This window comes from Kitasatospora sp. NPDC034533, assembly GCF_055575155.1.
The window spans coordinates 45,830-68,087 of sequence record NZ_JBVITE010000019.1; the positions used below are offsets into that span (position 1 = coordinate 45,830).

General features: G+C 71.9%; 25 protein-coding genes. 9 read left to right on the forward strand and 16 right to left on the reverse strand.

Features of this window, described 5'->3' with window-relative positions; translation table 11 throughout:
- Nucleotides 1-104: 104 nt before the first annotated feature.
- Nucleotides 105-1,259, reverse strand: a complete 1,155-nt coding sequence (gene argJ, locus ACZ55U_RS16285; protein ID WP_465526778.1) for a bifunctional glutamate N-acetyltransferase/amino-acid acetyltransferase ArgJ — start codon at nt 1,257-1,259, stop codon at nt 105-107.
- 160 nt (nt 1,260-1,419) lie between these two features.
- Here argJ and ACZ55U_RS16290 point away from each other — a divergent pair, with 160 nt between their 5' ends.
- On the forward strand, nt 1,420-2,199 hold the full coding sequence (locus ACZ55U_RS16290; RefSeq protein WP_465526779.1) for an enoyl-CoA hydratase/isomerase family protein: 780 nt from the start codon (nt 1,420-1,422) through the stop codon (nt 2,197-2,199).
- A gap of 5 nt (nt 2,200-2,204) precedes the next feature.
- A complete protein-coding gene (locus tag ACZ55U_RS16295) occupies nt 2,205-3,608 on the forward strand; it encodes an asparagine synthase C-terminal domain-containing protein (protein WP_465526780.1) in 1,404 nt (467 codons plus the stop codon).
- A 43-nt stretch (nt 3,609-3,651) separates the two neighbouring features.
- Here ACZ55U_RS16295 and ACZ55U_RS16300 read toward each other — a convergent pair whose 3' ends face one another.
- The 4 genes from ACZ55U_RS16300 to ACZ55U_RS16315 form a co-directional block, all read right to left on the reverse strand.
- On the reverse strand, nt 3,652-4,851 hold the full coding sequence (locus tag ACZ55U_RS16300) for a methyltransferase domain-containing protein (RefSeq protein ID WP_465526781.1): 1,200 nt from the start codon (nt 4,849-4,851) through the stop codon (nt 3,652-3,654).
- A gap of 3 nt (nt 4,852-4,854) precedes the next feature.
- Complete coding sequence (locus ACZ55U_RS16305; protein ID WP_465526782.1) at nt 4,855-5,013, reverse strand: hypothetical protein; 159 nt, start codon at nt 5,011-5,013, stop codon at nt 4,855-4,857.
- Between the two features lie 124 nt (nt 5,014-5,137).
- On the reverse strand, nt 5,138-5,980 hold the full coding sequence (locus ACZ55U_RS16310) for a helix-turn-helix domain-containing protein (protein ID WP_465526783.1): 843 nt from the start codon (nt 5,978-5,980) through the stop codon (nt 5,138-5,140).
- Entirely contained in the window at nt 5,977-6,729 is a 753-nt protein-coding gene (locus ACZ55U_RS16315) for a DUF6879 family protein (protein ID WP_465526784.1), read from the reverse strand. The genes ACZ55U_RS16310 and ACZ55U_RS16315 overlap by 4 nt, the downstream gene beginning before the upstream one ends.
- A 207-nt stretch (nt 6,730-6,936) precedes the next feature.
- On the opposite strand from ACZ55U_RS16315, the gene ACZ55U_RS16320 reads away from it, so the two are divergent.
- Nucleotides 6,937-7,476: a DUF6879 family protein gene (locus ACZ55U_RS16320; protein WP_465526785.1), complete on the forward strand. Its 540-nt coding sequence runs from the start codon at nt 6,937-6,939 to the stop codon at nt 7,474-7,476.
- Between the two features lie 145 nt (nt 7,477-7,621).
- On the opposite strand, the gene ACZ55U_RS16325 is transcribed toward ACZ55U_RS16320, so the two are convergent.
- Complete coding sequence (locus tag ACZ55U_RS16325) at nt 7,622-8,143, reverse strand: DUF6879 family protein (RefSeq protein WP_465526786.1); 522 nt, start codon at nt 8,141-8,143, stop codon at nt 7,622-7,624.
- Nucleotides 8,144-8,627: 484 nt separating this feature from the next.
- Here ACZ55U_RS16325 and ACZ55U_RS16330 point away from each other — a divergent pair, with 484 nt between their 5' ends.
- The gene (locus tag ACZ55U_RS16330) at nt 8,628-9,197 is read left to right on the forward strand and encodes a DUF3291 domain-containing protein (RefSeq protein ID WP_465526787.1); all 570 of its coding nucleotides are present in this window, start codon (nt 8,628-8,630) and stop codon (nt 9,195-9,197) included.
- A gap of 109 nt (nt 9,198-9,306) precedes the next feature.
- On the opposite strand, the gene ACZ55U_RS16335 is transcribed toward ACZ55U_RS16330, so the two are convergent.
- Both ACZ55U_RS16335 and ACZ55U_RS16340 read right to left on the reverse strand, forming a co-directional pair.
- Nucleotides 9,307-9,498, reverse strand: a complete 192-nt coding sequence (locus tag ACZ55U_RS16335; protein WP_465526788.1) for a DUF397 domain-containing protein — start codon at nt 9,496-9,498, stop codon at nt 9,307-9,309.
- Between the two features lie 10 nt (nt 9,499-9,508).
- The gene (locus ACZ55U_RS16340; RefSeq protein WP_465526789.1) at nt 9,509-10,357 is read right to left on the reverse strand and encodes a helix-turn-helix domain-containing protein; all 849 of its coding nucleotides are present in this window, start codon (nt 10,355-10,357) and stop codon (nt 9,509-9,511) included.
- A gap of 254 nt (nt 10,358-10,611) precedes the next feature.
- On the opposite strand from ACZ55U_RS16340, the gene ACZ55U_RS16345 reads away from it, so the two are divergent.
- Both ACZ55U_RS16345 and ACZ55U_RS16350 read left to right on the forward strand, forming a co-directional pair.
- Nucleotides 10,612-10,980 carry an ATP-binding protein gene (locus ACZ55U_RS16345; protein ID WP_465526790.1) on the forward strand — a complete coding sequence of 123 codons (369 nt, stop codon included), beginning with the start codon at nt 10,612-10,614 and terminating at the stop codon, nt 10,978-10,980.
- On the forward strand, nt 10,977-11,222 hold the full coding sequence (locus ACZ55U_RS16350) for a hypothetical protein (RefSeq protein WP_465526791.1): 246 nt from the start codon (nt 10,977-10,979) through the stop codon (nt 11,220-11,222). The genes ACZ55U_RS16345 and ACZ55U_RS16350 overlap by 4 nt, the downstream gene beginning before the upstream one ends.
- Nucleotides 11,223-11,286: 64 nt before the next feature.
- Here the strand turns inward: ACZ55U_RS16350 and ACZ55U_RS16355 are convergent, their stop codons facing one another.
- The 5 genes from ACZ55U_RS16355 to ACZ55U_RS16375 form a co-directional block, all read right to left on the reverse strand.
- Nucleotides 11,287-11,811, reverse strand: coding sequence for an ion channel (locus tag ACZ55U_RS16355; RefSeq protein WP_465526792.1), 525 nt, complete (start codon nt 11,809-11,811; stop codon nt 11,287-11,289).
- A 193-nt stretch (nt 11,812-12,004) separates the two neighbouring features.
- Nucleotides 12,005-13,186, reverse strand: coding sequence for a hypothetical protein (locus ACZ55U_RS16360; protein WP_465526793.1), 1,182 nt, complete (start codon nt 13,184-13,186; stop codon nt 12,005-12,007).
- Between the two features lie 419 nt (nt 13,187-13,605).
- Nucleotides 13,606-13,875, reverse strand: coding sequence for a Sec-independent protein translocase subunit TatA (gene tatA, locus ACZ55U_RS16365; protein WP_465526794.1), 270 nt, complete (start codon nt 13,873-13,875; stop codon nt 13,606-13,608).
- A gap of 234 nt (nt 13,876-14,109) precedes the next feature.
- Nucleotides 14,110-14,679 (reverse strand): methyltransferase family protein, encoded by a 570-nt coding sequence (locus tag ACZ55U_RS16370; RefSeq protein WP_465526795.1) that lies wholly within the window; start codon nt 14,677-14,679, stop codon nt 14,110-14,112.
- Nucleotides 14,680-15,070: 391 nt separating this feature from the next.
- The gene (locus tag ACZ55U_RS16375; RefSeq protein WP_465526796.1) at nt 15,071-16,735 is read right to left on the reverse strand and encodes an MFS transporter; all 1,665 of its coding nucleotides are present in this window, start codon (nt 16,733-16,735) and stop codon (nt 15,071-15,073) included.
- 97 nt (nt 16,736-16,832) lie between these two features.
- Between ACZ55U_RS16375 and ACZ55U_RS16380 the strand changes: the two genes are divergently transcribed.
- Entirely contained in the window at nt 16,833-17,417 is a 585-nt protein-coding gene (locus tag ACZ55U_RS16380; RefSeq protein ID WP_465526797.1) for a TetR/AcrR family transcriptional regulator, read from the forward strand.
- Between the two features lie 11 nt (nt 17,418-17,428).
- Here the strand turns inward: ACZ55U_RS16380 and ACZ55U_RS16385 are convergent, their stop codons facing one another.
- Nucleotides 17,429-17,746 carry a cupin domain-containing protein gene (locus ACZ55U_RS16385; protein ID WP_380700260.1) on the reverse strand — a complete coding sequence of 106 codons (318 nt, stop codon included), beginning with the start codon at nt 17,744-17,746 and terminating at the stop codon, nt 17,429-17,431.
- Nucleotides 17,747-17,977: 231 nt separating this feature from the next.
- Here ACZ55U_RS16385 and ACZ55U_RS16390 point away from each other — a divergent pair, with 231 nt between their 5' ends.
- Nucleotides 17,978-18,244 (forward strand): hypothetical protein, encoded by a 267-nt coding sequence (locus tag ACZ55U_RS16390; protein WP_465526798.1) that lies wholly within the window; start codon nt 17,978-17,980, stop codon nt 18,242-18,244.
- Nucleotides 18,245-18,347: 103 nt separating this feature from the next.
- On the opposite strand, the gene ACZ55U_RS16395 is transcribed toward ACZ55U_RS16390, so the two are convergent.
- On the reverse strand, nt 18,348-19,505 hold the full coding sequence (locus ACZ55U_RS16395; protein WP_465526799.1) for an acyl-CoA dehydrogenase family protein: 1,158 nt from the start codon (nt 19,503-19,505) through the stop codon (nt 18,348-18,350).
- Between the two features lie 214 nt (nt 19,506-19,719).
- Nucleotides 19,720-20,031 (reverse strand): hypothetical protein, encoded by a 312-nt coding sequence (locus ACZ55U_RS16400; RefSeq protein WP_465526800.1) that lies wholly within the window; start codon nt 20,029-20,031, stop codon nt 19,720-19,722.
- A gap of 261 nt (nt 20,032-20,292) precedes the next feature.
- On the opposite strand from ACZ55U_RS16400, the gene ACZ55U_RS16405 reads away from it, so the two are divergent.
- Entirely contained in the window at nt 20,293-22,197 is a 1,905-nt protein-coding gene (locus tag ACZ55U_RS16405) for an ATP-binding protein (RefSeq protein WP_465526801.1), read from the forward strand.
- Nucleotides 22,198-22,258: the final 61 nt, after the last annotated feature.

Here is a 22,258-nt window from a genome sequence, read left to right on the forward strand (position 1 = left end):
CGCATGCGTCACTACCCGCCCCTCCACAGGAGAGGGGGGGGGCCGGCGGGGCACCCCCCCCCCCCCCCCCCCCCCCCCCCCCCCCCCCCCCCGCCGCGGCCGGCTCAGCTGGTGTAGTCGGCGTTGATCTTCACGTAGCCCTCGGTGAGGTCGCAGCCGTAGACGGTGAACGCGCCCTCGCCGATGCCGAGGTCGACCCGGATGACCACCTCGTCGCCGGCCAGGTACCGGGCGGCCTGCTCCAGCAGGGCGTCGCTCGGCTCCTCCGGGTGCATCGGGATGTCGTCGAAGGAGATCCGGACGCGGGGCGGCTCGATGTCGGTCTCGTCCTCCAGCTTGCCGACGGCCATCGCGATCCGGCCCCAGTTCGGGTCGGCCCCGTGCACGGCCGTCTTCACCAGCGGCGAGTTGACCACGCTCTTGCCGACCCGCTTGGCCTGGGCGTCGTCGCGCGCCCCGGTGACCTGGACCTCGATCAGCTTGCTGGCGCCCTCGCCGTCCGAGGCGATGTCGCGGACCAGGTGCAGCGCGACGGTGTGCAGCGCCCGCTCGAACTCGGCGAGGTCGACCGGCCCGGCCAGGCCGTTGGCGAAGATCGCGGCAGTGTCGCTGGTGGAGGTGTCGGTGTCGATGCTCAGGGCGTTGAACGTCCGGTCCATCACGCGCCGGAACAGGGCGTCGAGTTCGGCGGCCGGGACGTCGGCGTCGGTGAAGAAGAAGGTCAGCAGGGTGGCCATGTTCGGCTCGATCATGCCGACGCCCTTGGCGATGCCGGTGAGGACCGCGTCGCCGACCCGCACGCTGAGGTGCTTGGGGCGGGTGTCGGTCGTCATGATGGCCGCGGCGGCGGCCGGGCAGTCCGCCTCCGGGAACGGCCAGGACAGCTCGTCGAGCCCGGCCCGGATGCTCTCCATCGGGTAGGGGCGGCCGATCACGCCGGTCGAACCGATGACCAGCTCCTCGGGGTCGATGCCGACGATCTCGGCGACCCTGCGGCGGACCTCGGCGGCGTTGTCCGCGCCCGCCTTGCCGGTGGCCACGTTGGCGTTCCGGGAGAGCACGACCATGCCGCGGCTGCGCTGCCGGGGCGCCGCCTCACGGCTGAGGACGACGCTCGGCCCCGCGAAGCGCGAGCGGGTGAACACGGCGGCGGAGCGGGCGGGCACCTCGGAGACGACGACCGCGAAGTCGTCCTCGACGTCCTTGAGCCCCATGTTCTTGGTCACGCTGCGAAATCCCCTGGGGGCCGTGATCGCCATGGTTCACATTCCTTCTCGGTGAATGAACATTCCGACCACCGTACATTCAAGCAACTTGGGCGGCAACGACCTTGGGCGTTTCCAGCCAGTCACCGGTCATCGTGCAACGGCGCACGACGTTTGCTGCATAAATATGCCATCTGATGGAGAGTGAGGGGCCGTGTCGCCGATTGACACCACGACAGCGACCATGACCTGCGAGGTGCTTTCCGAGGGCGTCGCCCTCGTGGAGTTCTCGCAGGCCCACGAACAGAACCCGTTCAGCCGGGCGCGGATGCGCGAGCTGACCGGACTGCTGACCGACCTCGACGCCGACGCCCGGGTCCGCTGCGTCGTCCTGTACGGCGGCCCCGGCCGGTCCTTCGGCGCCGGCGGCGACTTCCACGAGGTCTCGGAGTTCTCCGGCGGCGACGAGGTCGACGACTGGATCGACGACATCACCGACCTGTACGCCACCGTCGCCGGCATCACCAAGCCCGTCATCGCCGCCATCGACGGCTTCGCCATCGGCGTCGGCCTCCAGATCGCGCTCTGCTGCGACCTCCGGATCGGCAGCTACGTCTCCAAGCTGGTGATGCCCGAGTTCCGGGTCGGCATCGCCTGCAACTTCGGCGGCTACCTGCTGGAGGCGGTGGTCGGCCGCAGCGTCATGCAGCAGATGCTCTACACCTGCGCCGAGTGGTCCGCCGGCCGCGCCCTCACGGACGGCCTCCTCCAGGAGGTCACCGACCCGGAGGACCTGCTCGACACCGCCCTCGCGCACGCCCGGCGGATCGCCTCCTACACCGCCGCCGCCGTCCAGTCGACCCGCGCCCGGGTCAACGGCCCCCTCGTGGAGGGCCTGCGCCGGGTCCGCGACGAGGGCAAGAGGTCCCACCGCACCGCGTTCTCGGCCGGCGAGGCGCAGCAGCGCATGCGCCGGATCATCGGAAAGGCGTGATCAGCGTGACTGTTCAGGGAACCCCCGTCAGCAAGTGGTGCGTCGTCACCAACGCCCCCGTCCCGAGGCTGGCCGATCTGGCCTGGCACGCCGACCTCGGCGGCCTGAACGCCTACTACCGGGGGCCCGTCGGCGCCGCGCTCCCCGAGACGACCCCGTTCACCCTCGGCGTGCGCACCCTGACCGCCTCCCCGGACGGCCCGGACGACACCACCGCCACCGTCCTGCGCGTCGAGCCCGACGCCGTCACCCTGCACGTCTCCCCGTTCAACGAGGATCCGGTCTACTACGCCGCCAACCGGCTGCGCGGCCTGTTCGCCTACTTCACCGACCCGCTGCTCGCACCCCTGGTGCTGCCCGCCCTCGGCCTGCCCGTCGACTCCACCGGGGGCACCCTGGCCGGCGTCCACCGGCTGCGCCACGGCATCCACACCCGCACCCACCGCACCGGGGGCGTCTGGCTGACGGAGACCCGCGACGAGCACGACCCGCTCGCCTCGTTCCGCGACCCGCGCCGCGACGACCCGCTCGCCGCCGGCGAGGCCCAGATCGAGGCGCTGACCGAGGAGATCCGCCGGATCGCCGCGTCCGCCCCCGAGGGCACCGGCTACGCCACCCTCCTCTCGGGCGGCATCGACTCCGGCACCGTCACCTACCTCGCCGCCCGGGCCGGCCTGCCCGTCACCCCGTACAGCGTGGCCACCCCCTGGGGCGACGAACTCGACGACGCCGCCGAACTCTGCGCCGAACTCGGCGTCGCCCTCCAGCCCGTCCGGCTCACCGAGGACGACATCATCGCCTCCATACCGGAGGCGGTGCGCTGGCTGGGCGTGACCGACCCGGAGGTGGTCGAAGTCGCCCTGACGGCCACCTCCGTGCAGCGCCTCGGCGCCATCGCCCCCGAGAAGGTGCTGCTCACCGGCTACGGCAGCGACCTGATCAACGCGGGGCTCTACCGCCCCTTCGACCACCGCGACGACCTGATCGACCAGTGCCTCACCGCCGTCGACCGCACCCGCCGCAGCAACGAACTCTCCAACCGGATGCCGCTCGCCTACGGCACCGCCACCCACCACCCCTTCTGGGCCTGGCCGGTGATGCGGGTGGCCCTGGACACCGCCCCCGAGTGCAAGGTCCGCAACGGCCGCGAGAAGCACCACCTGCGCACCGCGATGGGCACCCGGGTGCCGGACGCCATCGCCTGGCGCAGGAAGATCGCCGTCCACCACGGCGGCGGCCTCCAGCAGGGTGTGATCCGCCGCCTGGAGAAGGACACCGGCACGCCCCACCGCGAACTCCTCTACCAGGCCTGCTTCGCCGAACTCGTCGACCGCGCCGCGGAGGGCGAGTTGGAGCCCACCGACCCCTGGTCCGTCCTGGAAGCCGCCGTCCGCCGCGTCCGGGCCTGAGCGCGCGGAGCAGGAAGCCGGGCGGGCCGACTTCCTGCTCCGCTCACTTCGGAGGGCTGCCCGGCGTGGGACTGCCCGGCGTGGGACCGCCCAGCGTCGGGCTGTCCAGCCAGACCGTCTCGCCCTCGGGCGTCACGGTGAGCCCGAACCGGTCGAAGCCGGGGTGCCCCCGCTCACGCCACCAGCGGTACGCGGCGGCCACCTCGTCCCAGAGACCGCGGGGGCCGGACTGCACCACCTCGTAGGAGGCCCGGCCGGGCTCCCAGTCGACGGTGGCCCAGGACGTGACGGCCGTGTCGTGCAGCCACAGCGTGTACGAGCCGTCGGCGTACCGCTCGACCAGCGGGAACGCGTCGGGCACCCGGGTGCCGACGGCGAACATGGCCAGCCACCCGCCGACCTCCTCCGGGGACAGTGTCGTCGACGACCTCGTTCCGTCGGCCGGCCACGGCCCGGACAGGTACGCCAGGCTGTCCGGCCGCTCGGCCCGCTGCCGGCGCAGCCGCATGAACGCCGACGACCCGACGAACCGGCCACTGGCCGTCCCGTCCTCGCCGACGGTGAGCCGCACCACCGCCTCCCCGCCGTACTCCGGCGCCCACGGCGCGACGATCACGGTCCCCGGCCGGGCCTGCGCCACCCACTCGTACGGCACCCGGCGGACCGAACAGGTGGCGATGACGCGATCGAAGGGGGCGGCGTCGGGGCAGCCCTTCGACCCGTCGCCCACCACGAGCCGGGGCTCGTACCCGGCCCGCGCGAGCCGTAGCCGGGCGGCTGCCGCGCTCTCCTCGTCCACCTCCACCGTGACGACGTTCCCCGCACCGGCGCGGTGCGACAACAGGGCGGCGTTCCACCCGGTTCCGGTTCCGATCTCCAGCACCCGGTGGCCGGGTCGCGCGTCGAGGGCCGCGAGCATCGAGAACACCATCGTCGGCATCGAGTTGGACGAGGTCGGTACGGTTCCCCTGCCGTCCCCGGTGTGCTCCCCGTCGTCCCACTGCGTGGTGAGCGGAACGTCGGAGTAGACGGCCTGCCACCACCTCGCCGGATCGGCCAGCCGGTGCACGGACTCACCCTGCCGCACCCCGTCCGCCTGGCCCGGCCAGATGAGGTCCGGGACGAACCAGTGGCGCGGCACGGCCTGGTAGGCCTCCAGCCAGTCGGAGCCGAGCGCCCCGTTCGCGCTGAGCGCGGAGGCCAGCCGGGCCCGGCCGGCCTCCGCTTCGTGCTGCTCGCTCATCCCTCAGCGGCCCGACGCCGGCCCACGGCCGTCCGAGGAGTTCCCACCCTCGTCACTGCCGCCGCCACCGTGCTTGTTGCCGCTGCTGGAGTCGTCCTGCTGGCCGCCACCCTTGCCGTCGCCCTGGCCGCCGCCGTGCTTGCCGCTGTCGAGCATGGGCATGTGTCTTCCCCTTCGCTGGTGGTCAACTCTCCTGCTGATGAGGACGCTACGGGCGATGGCGTCGGCGAAGGGCGCGCGATTCTCGACTATTCGAGCCGCTGGGGGCGTGGTTCGCGGAGATTCCTCAGACGTCCCCGAGCGCCCTGCGGCAGCGCGCGATGACCCGGTGGGCATCGGCGCCGTACACGGCCGCGTCGGCAAGGGTGTCCCAAACGCGCCGGTACAACGCGACGTTGTCCGGCTGGTCGAGCCACAGCTCGGCGTGCCAGTCCTCCACGATGACGAGCCGGTCATCGTGGATCCAGAAGCCGTTGGCCGGCGGCAGCTTGAGCGAGGCCTCGAACGGCACGATCCCGAGCGAAACGGTGTCCAGCCCGATCGCGCCGCTCAGCCGGTCGAGCTGCGCGGCCATCACGGCGGGCGGGCAGACCAGTGCGCGCAGGGCCGCCTCCCACATGACGACGTGGTACTTCTTGCCCGGCCGGTACAGGCCCTCCTGCCGCTGGATGCGGGCTCGCACGGCATCATCTATGTCGCGTGGCGACTGGTGAAGGTCGACGAACGCGCTGAAGATATGCCTGGCATAGTCGGGTGTCTGGAAAATTCCGGCGATCATGGAACCCTCCCACGCGCGCACGACCGCAGTGCGGTCGTGTTCGGCGGTCAGCGTGTCCTGTACTGGCTTGTGTCCGGCGGCCAACTGCCGCCGCCAGGAACGGGTTCCCGACTCGAAGGCCTGAAGCCTGGCGGACAGCTCGGCCGCCGCTTCGGGCCGACCGGTGCCTTCGGCCCAGGCCTTGAGGTCGTTGTGGGTGGCCGTCTGCCGGCCGGTCTCCAGCTTGCTGACCTTGGACTGTGTCCAGCCCAGTCGGTCAGCCAGTTGTCGGCCTGTGAAACCGCCCTCGGCGCGCAGCTCACGGAGCCGCAGGCCGAGGGCGATTCTGGCTTGCTGGAAGTCGGTGCTCACACGTCGGACGGTACCCCAGCACGGAATTCGCTGTGGGGGACGGCGTAGTGCCAGGCGGCGTCCCGCTCCTGGCAGGCGCGGGCCACCTTGACCGGGTCGGTGATCACCTCGATCTCGGTGACGTTGTCCTCGGCGTCGAAGTGCAGCAGGGCCAGGTAACGCGAGTCGAACAACCAGGCGTCCTCCTGGGCGAGGCCCAACTTCTCAGCGTCGGCACGCCAGAGGTAGCGAATGTCCTCGCCCACCAGGCCGTTCCGCTCGGCGTTCTGGAGCAGGTACCGCTGCCCGAGGGTGGGAGGGTTGTCCATGATCCGCACCCGCTCGAACCGCTTGCCCAGGGCGGTCTGTTCGCGGCGCGTGCGGCACCAGGGGTGGTCCAGGTCCCACTCGGGGGCCAGCCCGGCGACGAAGCGTCGGTAGTCCTCGGAGGATTCGTCGGAACGGTACTCGCGTCGGGTCTCCAAGCGGAAAGCCGTGTGCTGGCAGCTCACGAACATGTCCTCGAACTCGTCCCAGCTGACCAGAACGCGCTCCCGGTTCATGTCGCGCGGCGCGAAGTCCGCGAGCAGCACGCGCGGCACGGTCACGAACCCCTCGCCGGGCTTGATGTTGCGGAACTGGGCGATCTCGTCGGGGTCGGTCACCAGGTCACCCTGCACAACCACTTCCTTGGTCTCCACGTCCTCGTAGAGCGTGGGGCATCCGTCGCTGTCCGAGGTGCTCCCGATGTACCGCAGCCGTCGGCTCATAGCCGTCCCTTCGAAGTCGGTCAGGTTGACTCAGAATGCCCGGAGAACCACGCGGAGTGAGCGCCGATTCTCGAATATTCTCCTGCGGCGGTTGAGAGCCCTCCTCCAAGCCGAGACCGTGGTGCAAGTCAGGTAGGAGGATGGGGACTTCGTAGACACGCCTCGCGATCCGTCCTCGCGAGGCTCGTACCGAGGGAGTCGACGTCAGTGCCCGAGTTCGTGCCTCAGCAGAAGATCACCGAGTTCATCAACGACGGCTTCGAGCACACCGCTTGGCGGCTGGAGACGCGGACCGGCTACCTGTCCGACCGGCAGATGCCCTCCTACGCCGAGTTCCTCCGCACCGGCGACACCGCCGGCGAGGTCGGGCACCCCTGGTTCGAGAACGTGCGCCGCATGGTGGACAAGGGCAAGCGGTTCGAGCGGGTGCGTCTGGTGGACAAGCCGCCGACCGAGGGGCAGCGGTACCTGCTGGCGTGCGCCCGGACCAACGTGGCGGCCGGGGAGGACATCCGGTACATGTGGCGCTCGGACGCCGAGGCCTCGGGCCTGGCGGGGCTGTCGGACTTCTGGCTCTTCGACTCCCGCACGGTCGCACGCTTCCACTTCGACGGGGAGCGCACCGTCGGGATGGAGCTGGTCACCGACCCGCTGGAGGTCCTCCTCGCCTGCCAGGCCCGTGATGCCGCCTGGCACCACGCGGTGCGCTACGCGGAGTTCCGGGCTCAGGCGGATTCGTCGCTCTGAAAGCGGCGACGTGATGTCCCGCCCGGTGGCGGGGCAAGTGCGCGCAGGACGCCTGGCGAGCTGGACCCCGGAGAGTCCAGCTCGCTCGCGCAGCTCTTGAAGAATCGCCGCCAGGTCGGAGTGGGACTGACCCAGCTCCTGTGGGTCAAGTGCCAATGCTTCGCACGTACTCCTCGAAGGGCACTGATTCCGCGAGGGCGATCCGTTGGTGTTCGATGAACGGGCTGATGTCGCCCTCGAACACGGAGCGGTCGATCTGAGTCCCGTCGGGGAGGTAGTGCATCAGCACGACCTCCCGCTTGTCGAACATCCAGAAGTCGGTGACACCGGCCAGAGGATTGGGGCGGTCGGTGACGTCCATGATGCGCACGTCTTCGCCGGCCCACACGTGGGGCAGGTAGTACATGAACTCGTACCGGAGGTACTCGGAGAGGGGCCGCGTGACGATGTGTACCCGCCCCTTCAGCTTCCCCTCGCGTCGAACGCGCTTGAGGTCGTCCGTGTACGCGTTGGAATGCGTGTGCGGGTCGATCCGCTCACCCGCTCGGAACGCCCGCAGGTCCTCTTCCTCCTGCGGGACGTTGTAGGCGGGGAGCGTCTCCAGCCGCCACGCCTCGGACTCGAACTCGCGGAACCTGGCCTGCCAGGCCTCACCATCCAAGCGCACGGGCTGCCTCCAGAAGCATGCTCTCGGGGATCTCCGCCAGGCCTTCGCCGCTGGGCGGAGTGGATGGGGTGTGGCCCTGCTGGGCCATCGACGGACCACGCTAGAGGGTCGGTCGACGGCCGTCCACGAAGGAGGGGCCGTATTCCTGTATCGGATTAAAGATCAAGGGCGAATCGCGCCGCCCGCAGGGCGAGTTACCCCCAAGGGGGAGACCCAGCGGGCCGGCGGGAGTGGTGCCCGCACAGGAAGTCGGGCGGGCCGACTTCCTGTGCGTTCGGCGGCCGAGCTGTGCGCAAGAGGCCATGTGGGCAGCCGAATTGCAACTTCGACATCGCTCGCGGAGGCGGTTACCTTCACCTGGTCTTCGGCGATCGCCCACGGTCGCACGCCCACCGATTCCGTCGTGCTGAGCCGCCCCGTCACGGGGTGAGTCGGTCATGCCCCGAACCGGTCCGCACCAGGCACCTTCGACAGGGAGAGACGCATGCCCCATCTCGCGCTGTACACATTCGGCGTCCTGAAGTCGCCTCTCGCCGATCCCGGTCCGCTGACGCGTGAACTCCACGAAAGCGGCGAGGACGTCTACCGGTCGATCAGCCGGCACCCCGGGTACCTCGCTCATGCCGAAGCGGCGGAGGGCGCCCGGAGGACTCACTTCGATCTGGACTGGGGAGCATGGGGAGAGTTCGTCGTACCGGCCTGGTACGACAAGGGCCGTACGGCGGACACCATCGCGCTGGCCGCGACGCTGTCGCTCTGGACGGATCTGCGCTCTGCCTTCGACGGTATCTACACCGGTCTCCATCGGGAGGCGCTGAACAGGCGCTACGACTGGTTCGAGAGGGCAGAGCACCCGCTGTACGCGTTCTGGTGGGTCTCCGAGGGCGTGACACCGACCTGGCAGGACGGGGTTTCCAGGCTGGAACACCTCCACGAGCACGGCGTCTCACCGCACGCCTTCACCTTCCACCACTCGTTCGCCCCGGACGGGACGCCGGGTGGGATCAAGGACATCGGGTCGCCGGGTAACCAGGGGGATGCCGAGGCGAGTTGAACCCCGGGCGGGCATAGCAGCGGCCCCTCGCGCCGAGCCGGGCGCGAGGGGCCGAAGAGCGGTGGTGTCCGCGCAGGAAGTCGGACGGGCCGACTTCCTGCGTGGGGGTTCAAGCGTGGTGGTCGAATTCGCCGGCCTTGACTCCGTGGAGGAGGGAGGCGAGGGCGGCGGGAGCGGCGCGGAGAGCGAGGTGGTCCTCGTCGGACTCGCGGAGCTCGACCGCTCCAGCGACCGTGCGGACCTCCACGCAGTTCTCGGCGTTGCCACTGAACGAGGACTTCTGCCAGTCGGAGTCGGTCATCTTGGGTCCTTCACAGGGTTCGTGCGATCTTGCCGATCAGATCGCGAGATCGGCTTTCGCTCAGGGCGACCGATTCGATGCGGTCGAAGATGTGACGGTAGCTGGTTAGCTCGCTGGCAGCATCGAGATATTCGGTGCTGTGGGAAGACTCCCGTTCGACAGTGTCAAGTTCGGGGAGGGCGCCGAACGCGTAGGTGAGGCTTTCGACGGCTCCAGGGAACGTGTCGACGTCGAACGGCACCACTCGGATGGTCATCCAGGGCAACTCGGAGTCATCGAGGAGAGAGGCAAGTTGCTCCCTGAGGATCTGCGTGCCACCGAACCTCGTCCACAACACCGATTCGTAGATGAAGAAGGTCACCGGCTTCGGATCGCGGCGAAGGTCAGCCTTGCGTTGCATTCTGAATGCGGTACGGATCTCCAGTTCATGGCGGGGAAGCGGAGGGACCACACGCCCGAAGACGGAAGAGGCGTAGCTGAGGGTTTGGCAGATGCCAGGCATGTGAGTGAGAACCCACAACATGAACTTGCGAGAGGTCTTCTCCAGCTCCGCGTTTTCCAGGATGCCGTCCGGGACTGAACCTCGGTACTCCTCCCACCACCCCTTGGAACGGTCCAGGACCATGGCTTCCAAGGCGTCGATCAAGGGTTCGTTCATGCACTTGCAGGCAGCGGCGAAGGACCGAAGCCGCTCCGGACTCACGCCGACCTTGGCCGCCTCTATCTGGCTGACCTGAGTCCGGTCGATGCCGAGGGCTCTGCTGAGGTCCGACGTTGACAGCCCGGCGGCCTCGCGCATCTTCCGAAGCTCGGTTCCGATGCGGCGCTGGCGAAGCGTCGGGTTGACTCGTGGTGGCATGGGTCCCTTCCTCGCCGAGATGTCCCAAGTCTGCCGCGCTGCCGCGTGCGGGGTCCACTTGAGGATGAATCTATCCGGATCTGGGATCACATGTGATTCCACTGGGGTATGGTCGATCTCACATCGATCCGACGGATCGTCAGTAAGTCCTGTCAGTAGGCGCCGCAGAGCAGCCGTGTCCTCATCCACGGCCTGGCTCACGGCGACACGTGTTCCGCCGGATCCTCCCCACCTCACGCCTCGGGAGAACTCCCATGCGTCACATCAACACCCCCACCCTCGCCATCGCGCGTCAGACCCTCCACCACACCATGACCCGCATCGGCTGGCCGCCCGCCGTCATCTCCGACGCCCAGCTCGCCCTCGTCGAGCTCCTCGTCAACGCGTGGCGCCACGCAAACACCCCGGCCCCCCTCGTCGGCATCATCTCCGACAACGGCAACCTCCGGGTCTCCGTCACGGACGAGAGCCCGGTCCTCCCCTCCACCCCGCCGCTGTCCCTCCTCGCCGAGTCCGGCCGCGGCCTCCAGCTCGTCGCCGGCCTCACCCACCGCTGGGGCGTCGACCCCCACGACCAGGCCAAATCCGTCTGGTTCGAGCTGGACGGGGCGGCCCACCGATGACCAGCAGCCGCTTCCCGATGCTGCCGACCGATCCCCGCATCCGGAACTACACCGACGACCACATCCGCACGCTCCTCGCCGAAGTCCAGGAGCGCGGCCGGAAGTACGGTCTGATCTTCCCCTCCGCCACCACCGACCAGACCATCGACGGCCGCGTCCTCGTCCGCTTCAACACCGCTCCGGCGTCGACCCTGCTCAACCTCCTCGTCCTCCTCCTCGACATCGAGCGCGACACCGCCTGACGACCGACGACCGGCAACGCGCGGCGGGTCGCGTGCACAGGCCCGCCGGGCCGGACGGCCCGGATCAGCCCTGGCCGCCCCGAATCCTCCGCTCCACGTTCCCCCGGACCGCCCGGGACGCCGTCCCGGCCGCCGCCGCGAGGAACACGAAGTTGTACCCGATCTGGAGCACCACCACGAGCCGCGCCGTCTGTCCGGCCGGGGTGATGTCGCCGTACCCGACCGTCGCCATCGTCACCACCGTGAAGTACAGCGCGTCCAGCCGGGTCTCCAGCCCGGCGAACTCCGCCTTGTGCGCGCCCAGCACGTAGTACGTCCCCGCGAAGACGACCACCGCCAGGCCGATCAGGAAGGTCAGCCAGTGCACCGGCCGTCTGGCCGTCCCCCGCACCACCCCGGCGATCTTGGCCAGCAGCAGCGAGGTCAGGGCGACCAGCGCCACCGCGAACACCGTCCAGCTCACCAGCGGCCGGCGCTCGCCCAGCCACTCCAGCGGCACGGTGAAGTACCCGGCCATCAGCAGCGCGAACGCGCCCAGCAGCCAGAGCCAGGCGCGCAGCTCGGCGGGCGGAGGCGGGTTCTCGGACATCCCGCCCAGCCTGTCCCAGGGTGGCTCCGCCTGCTCGCCGGGCTGCTCCGCTCAGGCGCGGGCCGCAGCAGCCGTGCGCCGCCCCCACGCCGTTCCCCACACCCCACCGAACACCTCACCGAACGACCTCACCGAAACCCCACCGAACGACCCCACCGACCCCAGGAGCCCTCGACGCCCGCGTGATCACCCTTCAGGACGAGACCCGGGCCCCTCCTTCGGGCTGCCCGACGCCCCCACGTCGCCCCGGTTCGTCCAGCAGCTCCAGCACCGCCAGGACGGCCACCAGCCCGAGCGCCAGACAGAGCGTCACCAGCACCGTCGGACGGTTCCACAGCACGAAGCCCAGCGCCGCGAGCGCGACCGCCAGCCAGCCCAGCGCGGCCTTCCGGCGGTGGACGAACCGGCCGACCGGCCCGAGCCGCAGTCCGGCCCGTTCCGCCACCCGCCGCACCGCGCCCAGCCCGGCGCGCCAGGCGCGGCGGACGGTGCGCGCCCACCGCCCGCCGCCGCTGATCCAGCCGCCGAGCGCGACCAGCAGGCCGAGCGTGACCACCACCCGGACGGCCGACCGCAGGTAGCGCACCAGCGCGTCGTACACCGCCTGGGCGGCCGGCTGGTCCACGTCCGCCGGGAGCCCGTCCAGGTACAGGGCCCGGAACACGCTCAGCCCGACGCCCAGCAGCAGCGCCCCGCCGGCCATGCCCAGGGCCGCCGCCACCACCGCCCGGCGCCGCCGCCGGGCGAGCAGCACCCCGCCGAGCGCGCAGGCCCCGGCCAGGACCGGCACCCAGAAGCCGGCCAGGTCCAGGACCCGCAGGGTGGTGCGGGCCCGGGGGAGGGCGTCGGAGCGCACCAGCGGGTAGGAGGTGTGGATCTCCGGGATCCGGGAGGCCAGCGGGACGCCCTGGTCCACCAGCGAGGCCTTCACCCGGGCGATCACCGGGGCGAGGTCGAGCAGCACGGTGTCGTCCCGCACCTCGACCGCGCCGCCGCCCCGCCCGGTCACCATCTTCTCGACGGCGCCGTGCGCGTCCCGGTTGACGTCCGTCCAGACGCTGACGAAGGCCTCGCTGTCCACGAACCGTCCGACCTGGCCGTGGACGAAGCCGGTCAGCCCCTCGTCCAGGGTCTGGCCGATGCCGCCCAGGGGAGTGCCGCCGAACAGCGAGTCGATCGGGAGCTTCTTCATGATCTCGGCGGTCACCCGGTCGGTGACGGCCGCCTTGACCCGGGGGTCCCGGGCGAGCGGGGCCACCGTCGCCAGGTAGCGGTCAGTGTCGCTGATCTCGGACCTCGCCCACAGGGCGAGGGCGCTCAGCGGGGTGAGCACGCAGGCCAGCACGATCAGCAGCGCGGCGAGGAAGGAGCGCACCCGGCGTCGGGACGGGCCCTGCGGCCCCCGCCCCGGCCCGGCCGTCAACTGCCCGGCGGGCTCCGCCCCCTGGGCCTCGACGGCGCCCGGCCGGGCCCGAGGCCCGGCCGGTTCCTCGGCCGGCCGGCCAGGACTCCCTCCGCGACGCCCGTCATGACTCCCTCCGCGACGCCCGTCACGACGCCCGTCATGACGCTCGTCCTCGGGCTGGTCGGTCGGCATGCCGGGACTCCGTTTCCTCCGATGGGTGCGTACCAGGAGACAACGGATCAGATCGGGCGGCCAGTCGAGGGGACCGGCGACGGGAACGGTGACGGGAACGGGGCCGGAAACCGGGCCGGAACGGGGCCCGCGACGGGGCCGGAACAGCGGAGAGCCCCTGGTGGCTCACCAGGGGCTCTCCGGAGGAACGGGGTGACTCAGGCGGTCGTCTCGGGCCGCTTGGCGTCGGCGGCGTCGGCGGCCTTGGTCACGTTGGTCGGCGTGACGGCCGGGCGCTCGGTGCTCTGCGCGGTGCCGGCGTCCGCCGGGGCGTCGTCCTCGCGCATGGCCTTCGTCTCGGCCTTCAGGATGCGCATGGACTTGCCGAGGCCTCGGGCCATCTCCGGCAGCTTCTTCGATCCGAACAGCAGGACTACGACCGCCAGCACCACGAGAATGTGCCAGGGCTCAAGACCGTTACGCAGCATCCCTGGCCACCGGTCCCTTCTTGTCTAGAGGCATGGCGGGCGCTAGCGCCCGTGCTGGCCAGTATGCCTGGACCTGACGGCGAACGGATACACCACCCGGGAAACGCTGGCCAAAAACCAGGTGCCGTTCGAGCGGGTCGCGAGGACGTGGCGGGGGTGCCGGTGGCGGGCGGGACCGCCCACCTGGCCGGATGCGGGTGCCGAAGCTCACATCCGCCGCGCGCGCCGGTGCGATCAGTAGACGAACGGCACCAAGCGCTTCGACACCCGACGGTACTCCTCGTACTCGCCGTCGAAGGCGTCCAGCAGCAGCCGCTCCTCGGCGGAGATCCGCCAGCCGTACGCGGCGAGCAGCAGCGCGGCGACCACCACGGCGGCGGCCCAGCTGCCGGTGCCGAGGGCGTAGCCGACCCAGACCAGCAGGCTGCCCGCGTAGCCGGGGTGGCGGATCAGCCGGTACGGGCCGGTGCGGACCAGCCGCTGGGTGTCCACGGTGCGCAGGGTGCGGGTGTAGTAGCGGCCCAGGGTGCGCATGCCCCAGGCCCGCAGGGCGAGCCCGGCGGCCACCGCCGCGACCCCGAACCAGCGGGCCCAGCCGGGCAGTTCGCCGACCGAGGCGTTGTCGAGCAGCACCACGGCGAGGACCGAGGCGAGGTAGCAGCCGATCAGCAGCCGGGTCGACCCGCGGTCGCGGCGGTCGGCGTGCCAGGTCCCGGCGGAGGCGTCCCGGCGCCGGCGCAGCAGCAGCTCGTAGGCGATCCAGCAGAGCAGGCCGAGGAGGGAGAGGAGGGCGGGCAGGGACATCGGGGGCTCCCGGCGGTCGTTTCCGAGGTACGTCTCCACGGTCCGCCCGCGGGGCCCAGGCCGCACCCACCCGGAGGTGGACCGGCTGCTTTCCACCTCCGGGTGGAGCCCCGGCGCCGGCGCCGGGCGTCGCACCGCGTCGCGCTCATCGGTTCTGGCGCTGCCGTCACGGCGTGGACGAAGCGCGGCACCCCGCGCAGGGCGGGGGCGGGTGGCCCAGCCGCCTCGCGGACGAGGCGGAGGCCGAGGGGCGCGACGGCTGGGCCGGCCTGGCCGGGGACGGAGGCCTTGACCCGTGCGCGCGGAGACCGACCGAGCCCTGGTACGGCGCAGAGCCCCCGCTCGGTGGGCTGAAGCTCTCCCTGACGCGCGGGGACCGGCCGGGGCGGGGTCAGACGGCAGAGGGCGCGCTCGCGGCCTCGGTCGTGGCTTCGGCCGCGGGCTCGGCCTCCTGCTCCCGCGCAGGCGCGACCTCGACCTCGGCCTCTGCCTCGGCCGTGGCTTCGGCCTCCGCCTCCGCCTCCAGCCCCGGCGCGGGCGCGGCGGCCGGGAGGTGGCGCATCAGTCGGTAGGCCAGGGCGGCGGCCCCCAAGGCGAAGACCAGGCCGACCACCGCGGCGACGTGCAGGCCGTCCGTGAAGGCGGCGCGGGCGGTCTCCAGCAGCTCGGCGCCGAGCCGGTCGGGCAGCTGGGCGGCGACGGTGACCGCACCGCCGAGGGTGTCCTGGGCCGCCCGGGCGGCCTCGCCGTCGAGGCCCGCCGGGAGGGCGCCGTCCAGCTGGTGGCGGTAGACCGCGGCGCCGGCCGCGCCGAGCAGGGCGATGCCGAGCGAGCTGCCGAGCTCGACCGCCGTCTCGGAGGTGGCGGAGGCGGAGCCGGCCTGCTCGGGCGGGGCGGCGGAGACGACCATCTCGGCGGTCATCGTCATGGTGCCGACCGTTCCGGCGGCCAGCACGCCCGCCGCGGTGAGGATGAGCGCCAGCGGGGAGTGCGCGCCGACCCGCGTCATCATCGCGAAGCCCACCGAGCCGATCAGGAACCCGCCGGCCATCAGCACCGCCGGGCGGACCTTGCCGGCCAGCGCCGAGCTGATCCCGACGGAGGCGCCGACGCCGACGCTCGGCACCAGCGACCAGAGCGAGGCGGTCAGCGGGCTCATGCCCTTGACCAGCTGGAGGTACTGCGAGGTGAAGAGCGTGAAGCCCATCATCGCGAACATCGCGATGGTGTTGACGCTGATCGCGCCGCTGAAGGTGCGGATCCGGAACAGGCTCAGGTCGAGCAGCGGGGCGGCGGCGGTGCGCTGGCGCCACACGAAGGCGGCGGCCATCAGCAGTCCGGCCGGGACGGCGATCCCTGGCAGCAGGCTCCAGCCCTCGACGGCGACGGTCTTGACGCCGTAGACCAGCGGCAGGATCGCGGCCAGCGAGAGCGCGGCGCCGGGCAGGTCGAAGCGGCCGGCGCGCTCGGCGGAGCGGTACTCGGGGAGCAGGAAGGGCGCGGCCAGCAGCACCAGGGCCATCACCGGGACGGCCAGCAGGAAGGCCGAGCCCCACCAGAAGTGCTCCAGCAGCAGGCCCCCGGCGACCGGGCCGAGGGTGGCCCCGGCGGTGAGGACGCCGCCCCAGAGGCCGAGCGCGAGCTGGCGCTGCCTGGAGTCGTGGAACATGTTGCGGATCAGCGCGAGGGTCGAGGGCATCAGGGTGGCCCCGGTGGCGCCGAGCACCGCGCGGGCCGCGATCAGCTGGCCGGCGTCCTGCGACCAGGCGGCCAGCAGCGAGGCCGCCGCGAAGCCGGTGGCGCCGATCATCAGCAGCCGGCGGCGGCCGATCCGGTCGCCCAGCGCGCCCATCGTGAGCAGCAGCCCGGCCAGCAGGAACGAGTACATGTCCAGGATCCACAGCTGCTGGGTGCCGCTCGGCGCGAGCGCGGTCGCGATGTACGGGACGGCGAAGAAGAGCACGCCCATGTCCATGGTGAGGACGAGGGTCGGGAGCAGCAGGACGGTCAGGCCGATCCATTCACGACGGCCCGCGCGGCCGGTGGTTGCGGTCATGGGCAAGACGGTACGGGTGTGTCAGACATATGTCTAGTACGATTGTGCAAGACGGACGTTCGAGACGTTCGTCCAGGAGTTCCGTAGGATCGGGGCCATGGGAAACCGCGAAGACCTGATGGCCGGTGCCAAGCGCTGCCTGTACGAGAAGGGCTACGCCCGGACCACCGCCCGCGACATCGCCACCGCCTCCGGCGTCAGCCTGGCCGCGATCGGCTACCACTTCGGCTCGAAGGACGCGCTGCTCAACGCCGCGATGATCGAGGCGATCGGGGACCTGGGGGAGGCCATGGGTCAGGTGGTGGTCGACGCCAACCAGGTGTCGGACGACCCGGAGGAGCGCTTCGCGGCCGTCTGGGACGGCCTGCGGGACGTCTTCGTCGAGCACCGGGGGCTCTGGGCGGCCCAGTTCGAGGCGCTCGCCCTGGCCGGGCACGCCCCCGAGCTGGCGGAGGCCTTCGCGGGGGCGCAGAAGGACGGCCGGCTCGGCCTGGCCGCGGTGTTCCGCGGGCTGCCGGAGGTGCCGGAGACCGAGGAGAACATCGCCTGCGGGGCGTTCTACCAGGCGCTGTTGACCGGTTACTGCGCCCAGTGGCTGGCCGCGCCCGAACTCGCCCCCAGCGGGCAGGACTTCCTGCGCGGGCTGCGGCTGGTCGGCGACGGGGTGTTCGACCCCGCGTAGCGCGGGGGTGGTTACGCCGTGACGGCGGTCAGCAGCACCACCGAGTCCACGTGCGCCAGCAGCCCGTGCCGCTCCTGCGGGACGGGCTCCAGCCGTCCGGCCGGGAGTTCCAGCCGCCGTCCGGCGATGGTCAGCGAGACCCGGCCGCGCAGCACCTGGACGCTGCCCGCGGTGGGCGGGTTGTGCTCGTCCAGCGCGGTGCCCGCCGTCAGCGCGATCACGGTCTGGCGCAGGATCCCGTCGTGCAGGACGAGGTGGGCGCTGCGCCCGTGCGGGCTCTCGGCCGCCCGGGCGGCGTGCTCCACGGCGAGCTGTTCGAGATCGGGCACCGCGCCTCCTCCTCGCTCCGGGTGCACTCCGTGTGCCCAGGGTCGCGGACGCGGGGGCGGCCCGCACCCGGAGCCGCCCGACCGCCGGGCGCACGGCCCGGGGCCGGTGGGCGCGCACGGCCCGGTGCCGTCGGCCGGGTACGGCCCGGTGTCGTCGGCCGGGTACGGCCGCGCCGCCCGACGCGAGTAGCCCGGGGTGCGGCCCCCGACGACTGCCCGCATCGTGGAGGCATGTCGACCAACCAGAAAGTCTTCAGCGGGCTCCAGGTCAACCGCACGGTGCTCACCGGCGGCGCGGTGCTCACCGTGATCGGCACCGTGATCGGCACGGCCGGGGTGGCGATGGTCTGCGTGGCGCTGGCCACCGCGGGCCGCAGGTGGGTGCGCAACCTGGAGGCCACGCCGACCGCCCTCGCCCAACGGGCCCTGCACGAGGCGCGGGTGGCGTCCACGGCCGGCTGGGAGGCCTGGCGGGCCGAGCACGGCTCGCCCAACTGAGCATCCCGACTCGCGGGCCAACCGTGCATCCCGACCCGCGGGCCAACTGGGCATCCGGGCCCGCGAGTCGACGACCCGGCGGGCCCGGACGGACCGAACGCCCCTACAGCCCCAGTGACTTGGCGATGATGCTGCGCATGACCTCGCTGGTGCCGCCGTAGATCCGGAACACCCGGTTGTCGGTGTAGAGGCGGGCGATCGGGTACTCCAGGATGTAGCCGTAACCCCCGTGCAGCTGGAGGCACTTGTCGATCACGGTGGAGGCCGACTCGGTGCAGAACAGCTTCGCCGCGGCCGCGTCCGCGACGGTCAGCTCGCCGTTCTGGTACAGCTCCAGCGCCCGGTCCACCATCGACTGCTGCGCCACCACCTGGGCCTCGCAGTCGGCCAGGCTGAACTTGGTGTTCTGGAACTCGGCCACCGCCTTGCCGAACACCTTGCGGTCCTTGACGTACTGCACCGCGAACCGCACCGCCGCCGCGGCCGCCGCGTACGCGCCGACGGCGATCGCCAGCCGCTCCTGCACCAGGTTGTGGGTCAGGTAGGAGAAGGCGCGCCCCTCCTCGCCGAGCAGGTTCTCCACCGGCACCCGGACGTCGTTGAACGCCAACTCGGCGGTGTCCGAGGTGCGCAGGCCGATCTTCTGGAGCTTGCGGCCGACGGTGTAGCCCTCGGAGGTGGTGTCCACGCAGAGGATGGACAGCCCGGCCCGGCGGTTCTCCGGGTCGTACGGGGCGGTGCGGCAGACCACCAGGACGAGGTCGGCGAGCACCCCGCCGGTGATGAAGGTCTTGGCACCGTTCAGGACGTAGTGGGTGCCGTCCTCGGAGAGCCGCGCGGTGGTGGTGATGCCCGCGAGGTCGGAGCCGGCGCCGGGCTCGGTCATCGCGATCGCGGTCATGATGTCGCCGGAGACGAAGCCGGGCAGCCAGCGCCGCTTCTGCTCCTCGTTCGCGTACTCCAGCAGGTACGGCAGGACCAGGCCGGTGTGCACGCCGGAGGAGCCGAAGCTCACGCCCGCCCGGGCGGTCTCCTCGGCTATCACCGCCTGGTACTTGAACCCGCTCTCGCCCGCGCCGCCGTACTCCTCCGGCACCTCGATGCCGTAGACGCCGAGCGCGCCGAGCTGCCGGTAGAAGTCGCGCGGCGGGTGGCCCTCGGCCTCCCAGCTCTCGTAGACCGGGACGACCTCGTTGGCGATGAAGTCCCGGATGGTCTCCCGGAAGGCCTCGTGGTCCTCGTTGAACACGGTGCGGCGCACGGCGTCGCTCCCTTCGACGGCTCCGGCCGGGAGGGCCGGCCGGGGCGGAACGTGCCTGGTGATGGCCCCACAAGTTAATCGGGAGTAGCTTCGGCTGTCCATGCTCGCCGAAGCCCCGCGCTCCGCTCGCGCCGCCGTTCCGCTCCGCTCGCGCCGCCGTTCCCCCGGCGCCGCCGTTCCGTCCGCCTGGGCGCCGCGACAGGCCCCACCCCGCTCAGTGGAACTGCACGCCGATGTCGCCCTTGCCCTGGAAGGCGCCGGCGTTGCCGGTGTTGCCGACCGCCGCGAGGCCGTTGTGCTGGTTGCTCGCGCCCGAACCGGTGGCCGTCTGCTGGCTGTTGACCACGTTGCCGTGCACGGGCCCGAGGACGTTGCCGGAGCCGGCGTTGTTCACCGTGCTGCCGCTGGCGGGGGCGGAGGTGCCGGAGCCGGCGCCCGGGTCGGCGTGCGCGGTGGCGGCGCCGAGGCCGGCCAGGAGGAAGGCCCCGAGGGCGGTGACGGCGGCGGCTGCGCGATGACGGGACACGTGGTCTCCCTGGCTGGGCGTGCGAACTGTGGCGGCGCCCGGAGCGTCCGCTCCGGAGGGCCGTGGCCTGAAGGCGCCCGCTCAGCATTCACCCGCGATGTGGACGAACTCCACCGAACGGGTGGCAATTCGCCCGATGGTGGAGACCGGGTCGATTTCGAGTTGACGGCAATCCGTCATTTCCGCAGGAAGGCACCTGGGGGACGGCAATAGGGAGAAAGAAATGGTCGACGGATTGTCGCACTGGCACACTGAGGACCCATGTCTGAAGGTGTCCCGCCCGAGCCCATTCCCGCCGAGGAGCTGCGGACGACCGAGGTCGATCTCGGCGGCCTGGTGAACGTCCTCGCCACCCACCTCTACTCGACCCCGCTGGTCGCCCTGCGCGAACTGGTCCAGAACGCGCACGACTCGCACACCCGCCGGCTCCTGGAGGACCCGGACGGCGACCACCGCCCGCTGATCCGGGTGCGCGCCGACGCCGTCCGCCGGACGGTCTCCATCGAGGACACCGGGGCCGGCCTCACCGAACCCGAGATCCACTCCTACCTGGCCACCGTCGGCACCGGATACACCCGGATGCTGCGCGAACTGACCGGCAACCAGGAGCTGATCGGCGCCTTCGGCCTGGGCTTCCTCTCCGCCTTCTCGGTCGCCGACGAGGTGACCGTCACCACCACCTCCCACCGCGAGCCGCACCTCGGCCACCGCTACCGCAGCCGCGGCGGCGAGCAGTACCAGGTCGAGCCGGTGCCCGCCCGGCCGCTCCCGGGCACGGTGGTCGAGCTGGCGCTCAAGGCCGAGCACGGCCACCTCGCCGACGAGGACGTGCTGCGCGACGTGCTCGCCCGCTACTGCGTGCTGCTGCCGATCCCGGTCTTCGTCGGCGAGGACGAGCGGCCGGTCAACTCCGTCGAGGTGCCCTGGCGGCAGCGCGTGGACGGCGACCAGTACGCCGCCCGGATGCGCTTCGCCACCGCCTTCGGCCGCCGCTTCGAGCCGCTCACCGCCTTCCCGGTCCAGCCGGTCGAGGGCGCCACCGACGCGGTCGGCCTGCTCTGGGTCCAGGACGGCGGCACCTACGGCAGCAGCGACAACCGCGACCTCGCCGTGTACCTGCGCGGCATGCTGCTCGCCGAGGACGCCCGCGACCTGCTGCCCAGCTGGGCCGGGTTCATCGGCGGCGTGGTCGAGTCCGGCTGGCTCACCCCCACCGCCAGCCGCGAGGACCTCCAGCGCGACGAGCACTACCGCGCGCTCCAGCAGGCCCTCGGCGACGCCATCGTCGAGGGCCTGTACGAGACCGCCCGGCTGCGGCCCGCCGCCTGGCGCCGCGTCCTGACCCGGCACGGCCAGGACCTGCTCGGGGCCGCGCTCTGCGACGAGCGGCTGTTCACCCTGCTCGCCGACGACGTCCCGGTGCCCACCTCCCAGGGCGACCTCACGGCCGGCGCGCTGCGGGCGGCCGGCGGGGGAGCGGTGCACGTCGCGCTGGGCAGCGGCGGCGGCTTCGAGGAGATGCTGTACCGGGCGATGCGGGTGCCGATCGCGCGCGGCGACCGCTACGCCGTCCTGCCGTTCCTGCGCCGCTACGCCCAGCTGCGCGGCTGCCGGCTGGTCGAGCTGGGCAGCGAGCAGGGCAACCGCGAGCTGTTCCGCGACCCGGAGCGCCCGTTGCCGGAGCACGAGTCCGCCTGGCTGGCCGGCGCCCTCGCCGACCCGGGCGAGCAGCTCGTGCCGGCCCGCTTCGACCCGCCCGGCCTGCCGCTGGTGCTGGTGCCGGACCGCGAGGCCGAGCTGAAGGCCCGGATCGAGGACGACCAGGCGGACGCCCGGATCCCCTCCGCCGCCCTGCGGCTGGCCCGCGCCTTCACCGCCCGCACCGACGGCGAGGTCCGGGCCCGGCTCTACCTCAACCTGGACAGCCCGGCGGTCCGGGACCTGCTCGCCGCCTACCGGACCGGGCACACCGGCAGCGCGACGGCGGCCGGGCTGCTCCGCTCGCTCAAGGTGATCATGGCCGCGGCCTCGGCCGGCCCGTCCGAGGGCGACCTCACCGCCGCGCTGGCCGGCATCGGCACCGCGGTCTCCGCCCTGACCGCCGCCGTGCCGGCCGGTCTGCCGGACGTCCCGGACAGCCCCGGAGCCCTCTCGGAGGAGCCGTGACGGACGGACTGTCAGTGGGGTGCGGTAGACAACTCATCAGTACGACGCAGGGGGAACGGGA

What these genes read in the sequence shown, in the direction of transcription:
- ACZ55U_RS16330 (WP_465526787.1), top strand. Translation starts at nt 8,628, where the DNA reads ATGCCCCATCTCGCGCTGTACACATTCGGCGTCCTGAAGTCGCCTCTC.
- tatA (WP_465526794.1), bottom strand. Translation starts at nt 13,875, where the DNA reads ATGCTGCGTAACGGTCTTGAGCCCTGGCACATTCTCGTGGTGCTGGCG.
- ACZ55U_RS16370 (WP_465526795.1), bottom strand. Translation starts at nt 14,679, where the DNA reads ATGTCCCTGCCCGCCCTCCTCTCCCTCCTCGGCCTGCTCTGCTGGATC.
- ACZ55U_RS16375 (WP_465526796.1), bottom strand. Translation starts at nt 16,735, where the DNA reads ATGACCGCAACCACCGGCCGCGCGGGCCGTCGTGAATGGATCGGCCTG.
- ACZ55U_RS16315 (WP_465526784.1), bottom strand. Translation starts at nt 6,729, where the DNA reads ATGAGCCGACGGCTGCGGTACATCGGGAGCACCTCGGACAGCGACGGA.
- ACZ55U_RS16305 (WP_465526782.1), bottom strand. Translation starts at nt 5,013, where the DNA reads ATGCCCATGCTCGACAGCGGCAAGCACGGCGGCGGCCAGGGCGACGGC.
- argJ (WP_465526778.1), bottom strand. Translation starts at nt 1,259, where the DNA reads ATGGCGATCACGGCCCCCAGGGGATTTCGCAGCGTGACCAAGAACATG.
- ACZ55U_RS16345 (WP_465526790.1), top strand. Translation starts at nt 10,612, where the DNA reads ATGCGTCACATCAACACCCCCACCCTCGCCATCGCGCGTCAGACCCTC.
- ACZ55U_RS16335 (WP_465526788.1), bottom strand. Translation starts at nt 9,498, where the DNA reads ATGACCGACTCCGACTGGCAGAAGTCCTCGTTCAGTGGCAACGCCGAG.
- ACZ55U_RS16355 (WP_465526792.1), bottom strand. Translation starts at nt 11,811, where the DNA reads ATGTCCGAGAACCCGCCTCCGCCCGCCGAGCTGCGCGCCTGGCTCTGG.
- ACZ55U_RS16350 (WP_465526791.1), top strand. Translation starts at nt 10,977, where the DNA reads ATGACCAGCAGCCGCTTCCCGATGCTGCCGACCGATCCCCGCATCCGG.
- ACZ55U_RS16340 (WP_465526789.1), bottom strand. Translation starts at nt 10,357, where the DNA reads ATGCCACCACGAGTCAACCCGACGCTTCGCCAGCGCCGCATCGGAACC.
- ACZ55U_RS16380 (WP_465526797.1), top strand. Translation starts at nt 16,833, where the DNA reads ATGGGAAACCGCGAAGACCTGATGGCCGGTGCCAAGCGCTGCCTGTAC.
- ACZ55U_RS16390 (WP_465526798.1), top strand. Translation starts at nt 17,978, where the DNA reads ATGTCGACCAACCAGAAAGTCTTCAGCGGGCTCCAGGTCAACCGCACG.
- ACZ55U_RS16300 (WP_465526781.1), bottom strand. Translation starts at nt 4,851, where the DNA reads ATGAGCGAGCAGCACGAAGCGGAGGCCGGCCGGGCCCGGCTGGCCTCC.
- ACZ55U_RS16405 (WP_465526801.1), top strand. Translation starts at nt 20,293, where the DNA reads ATGTCTGAAGGTGTCCCGCCCGAGCCCATTCCCGCCGAGGAGCTGCGG.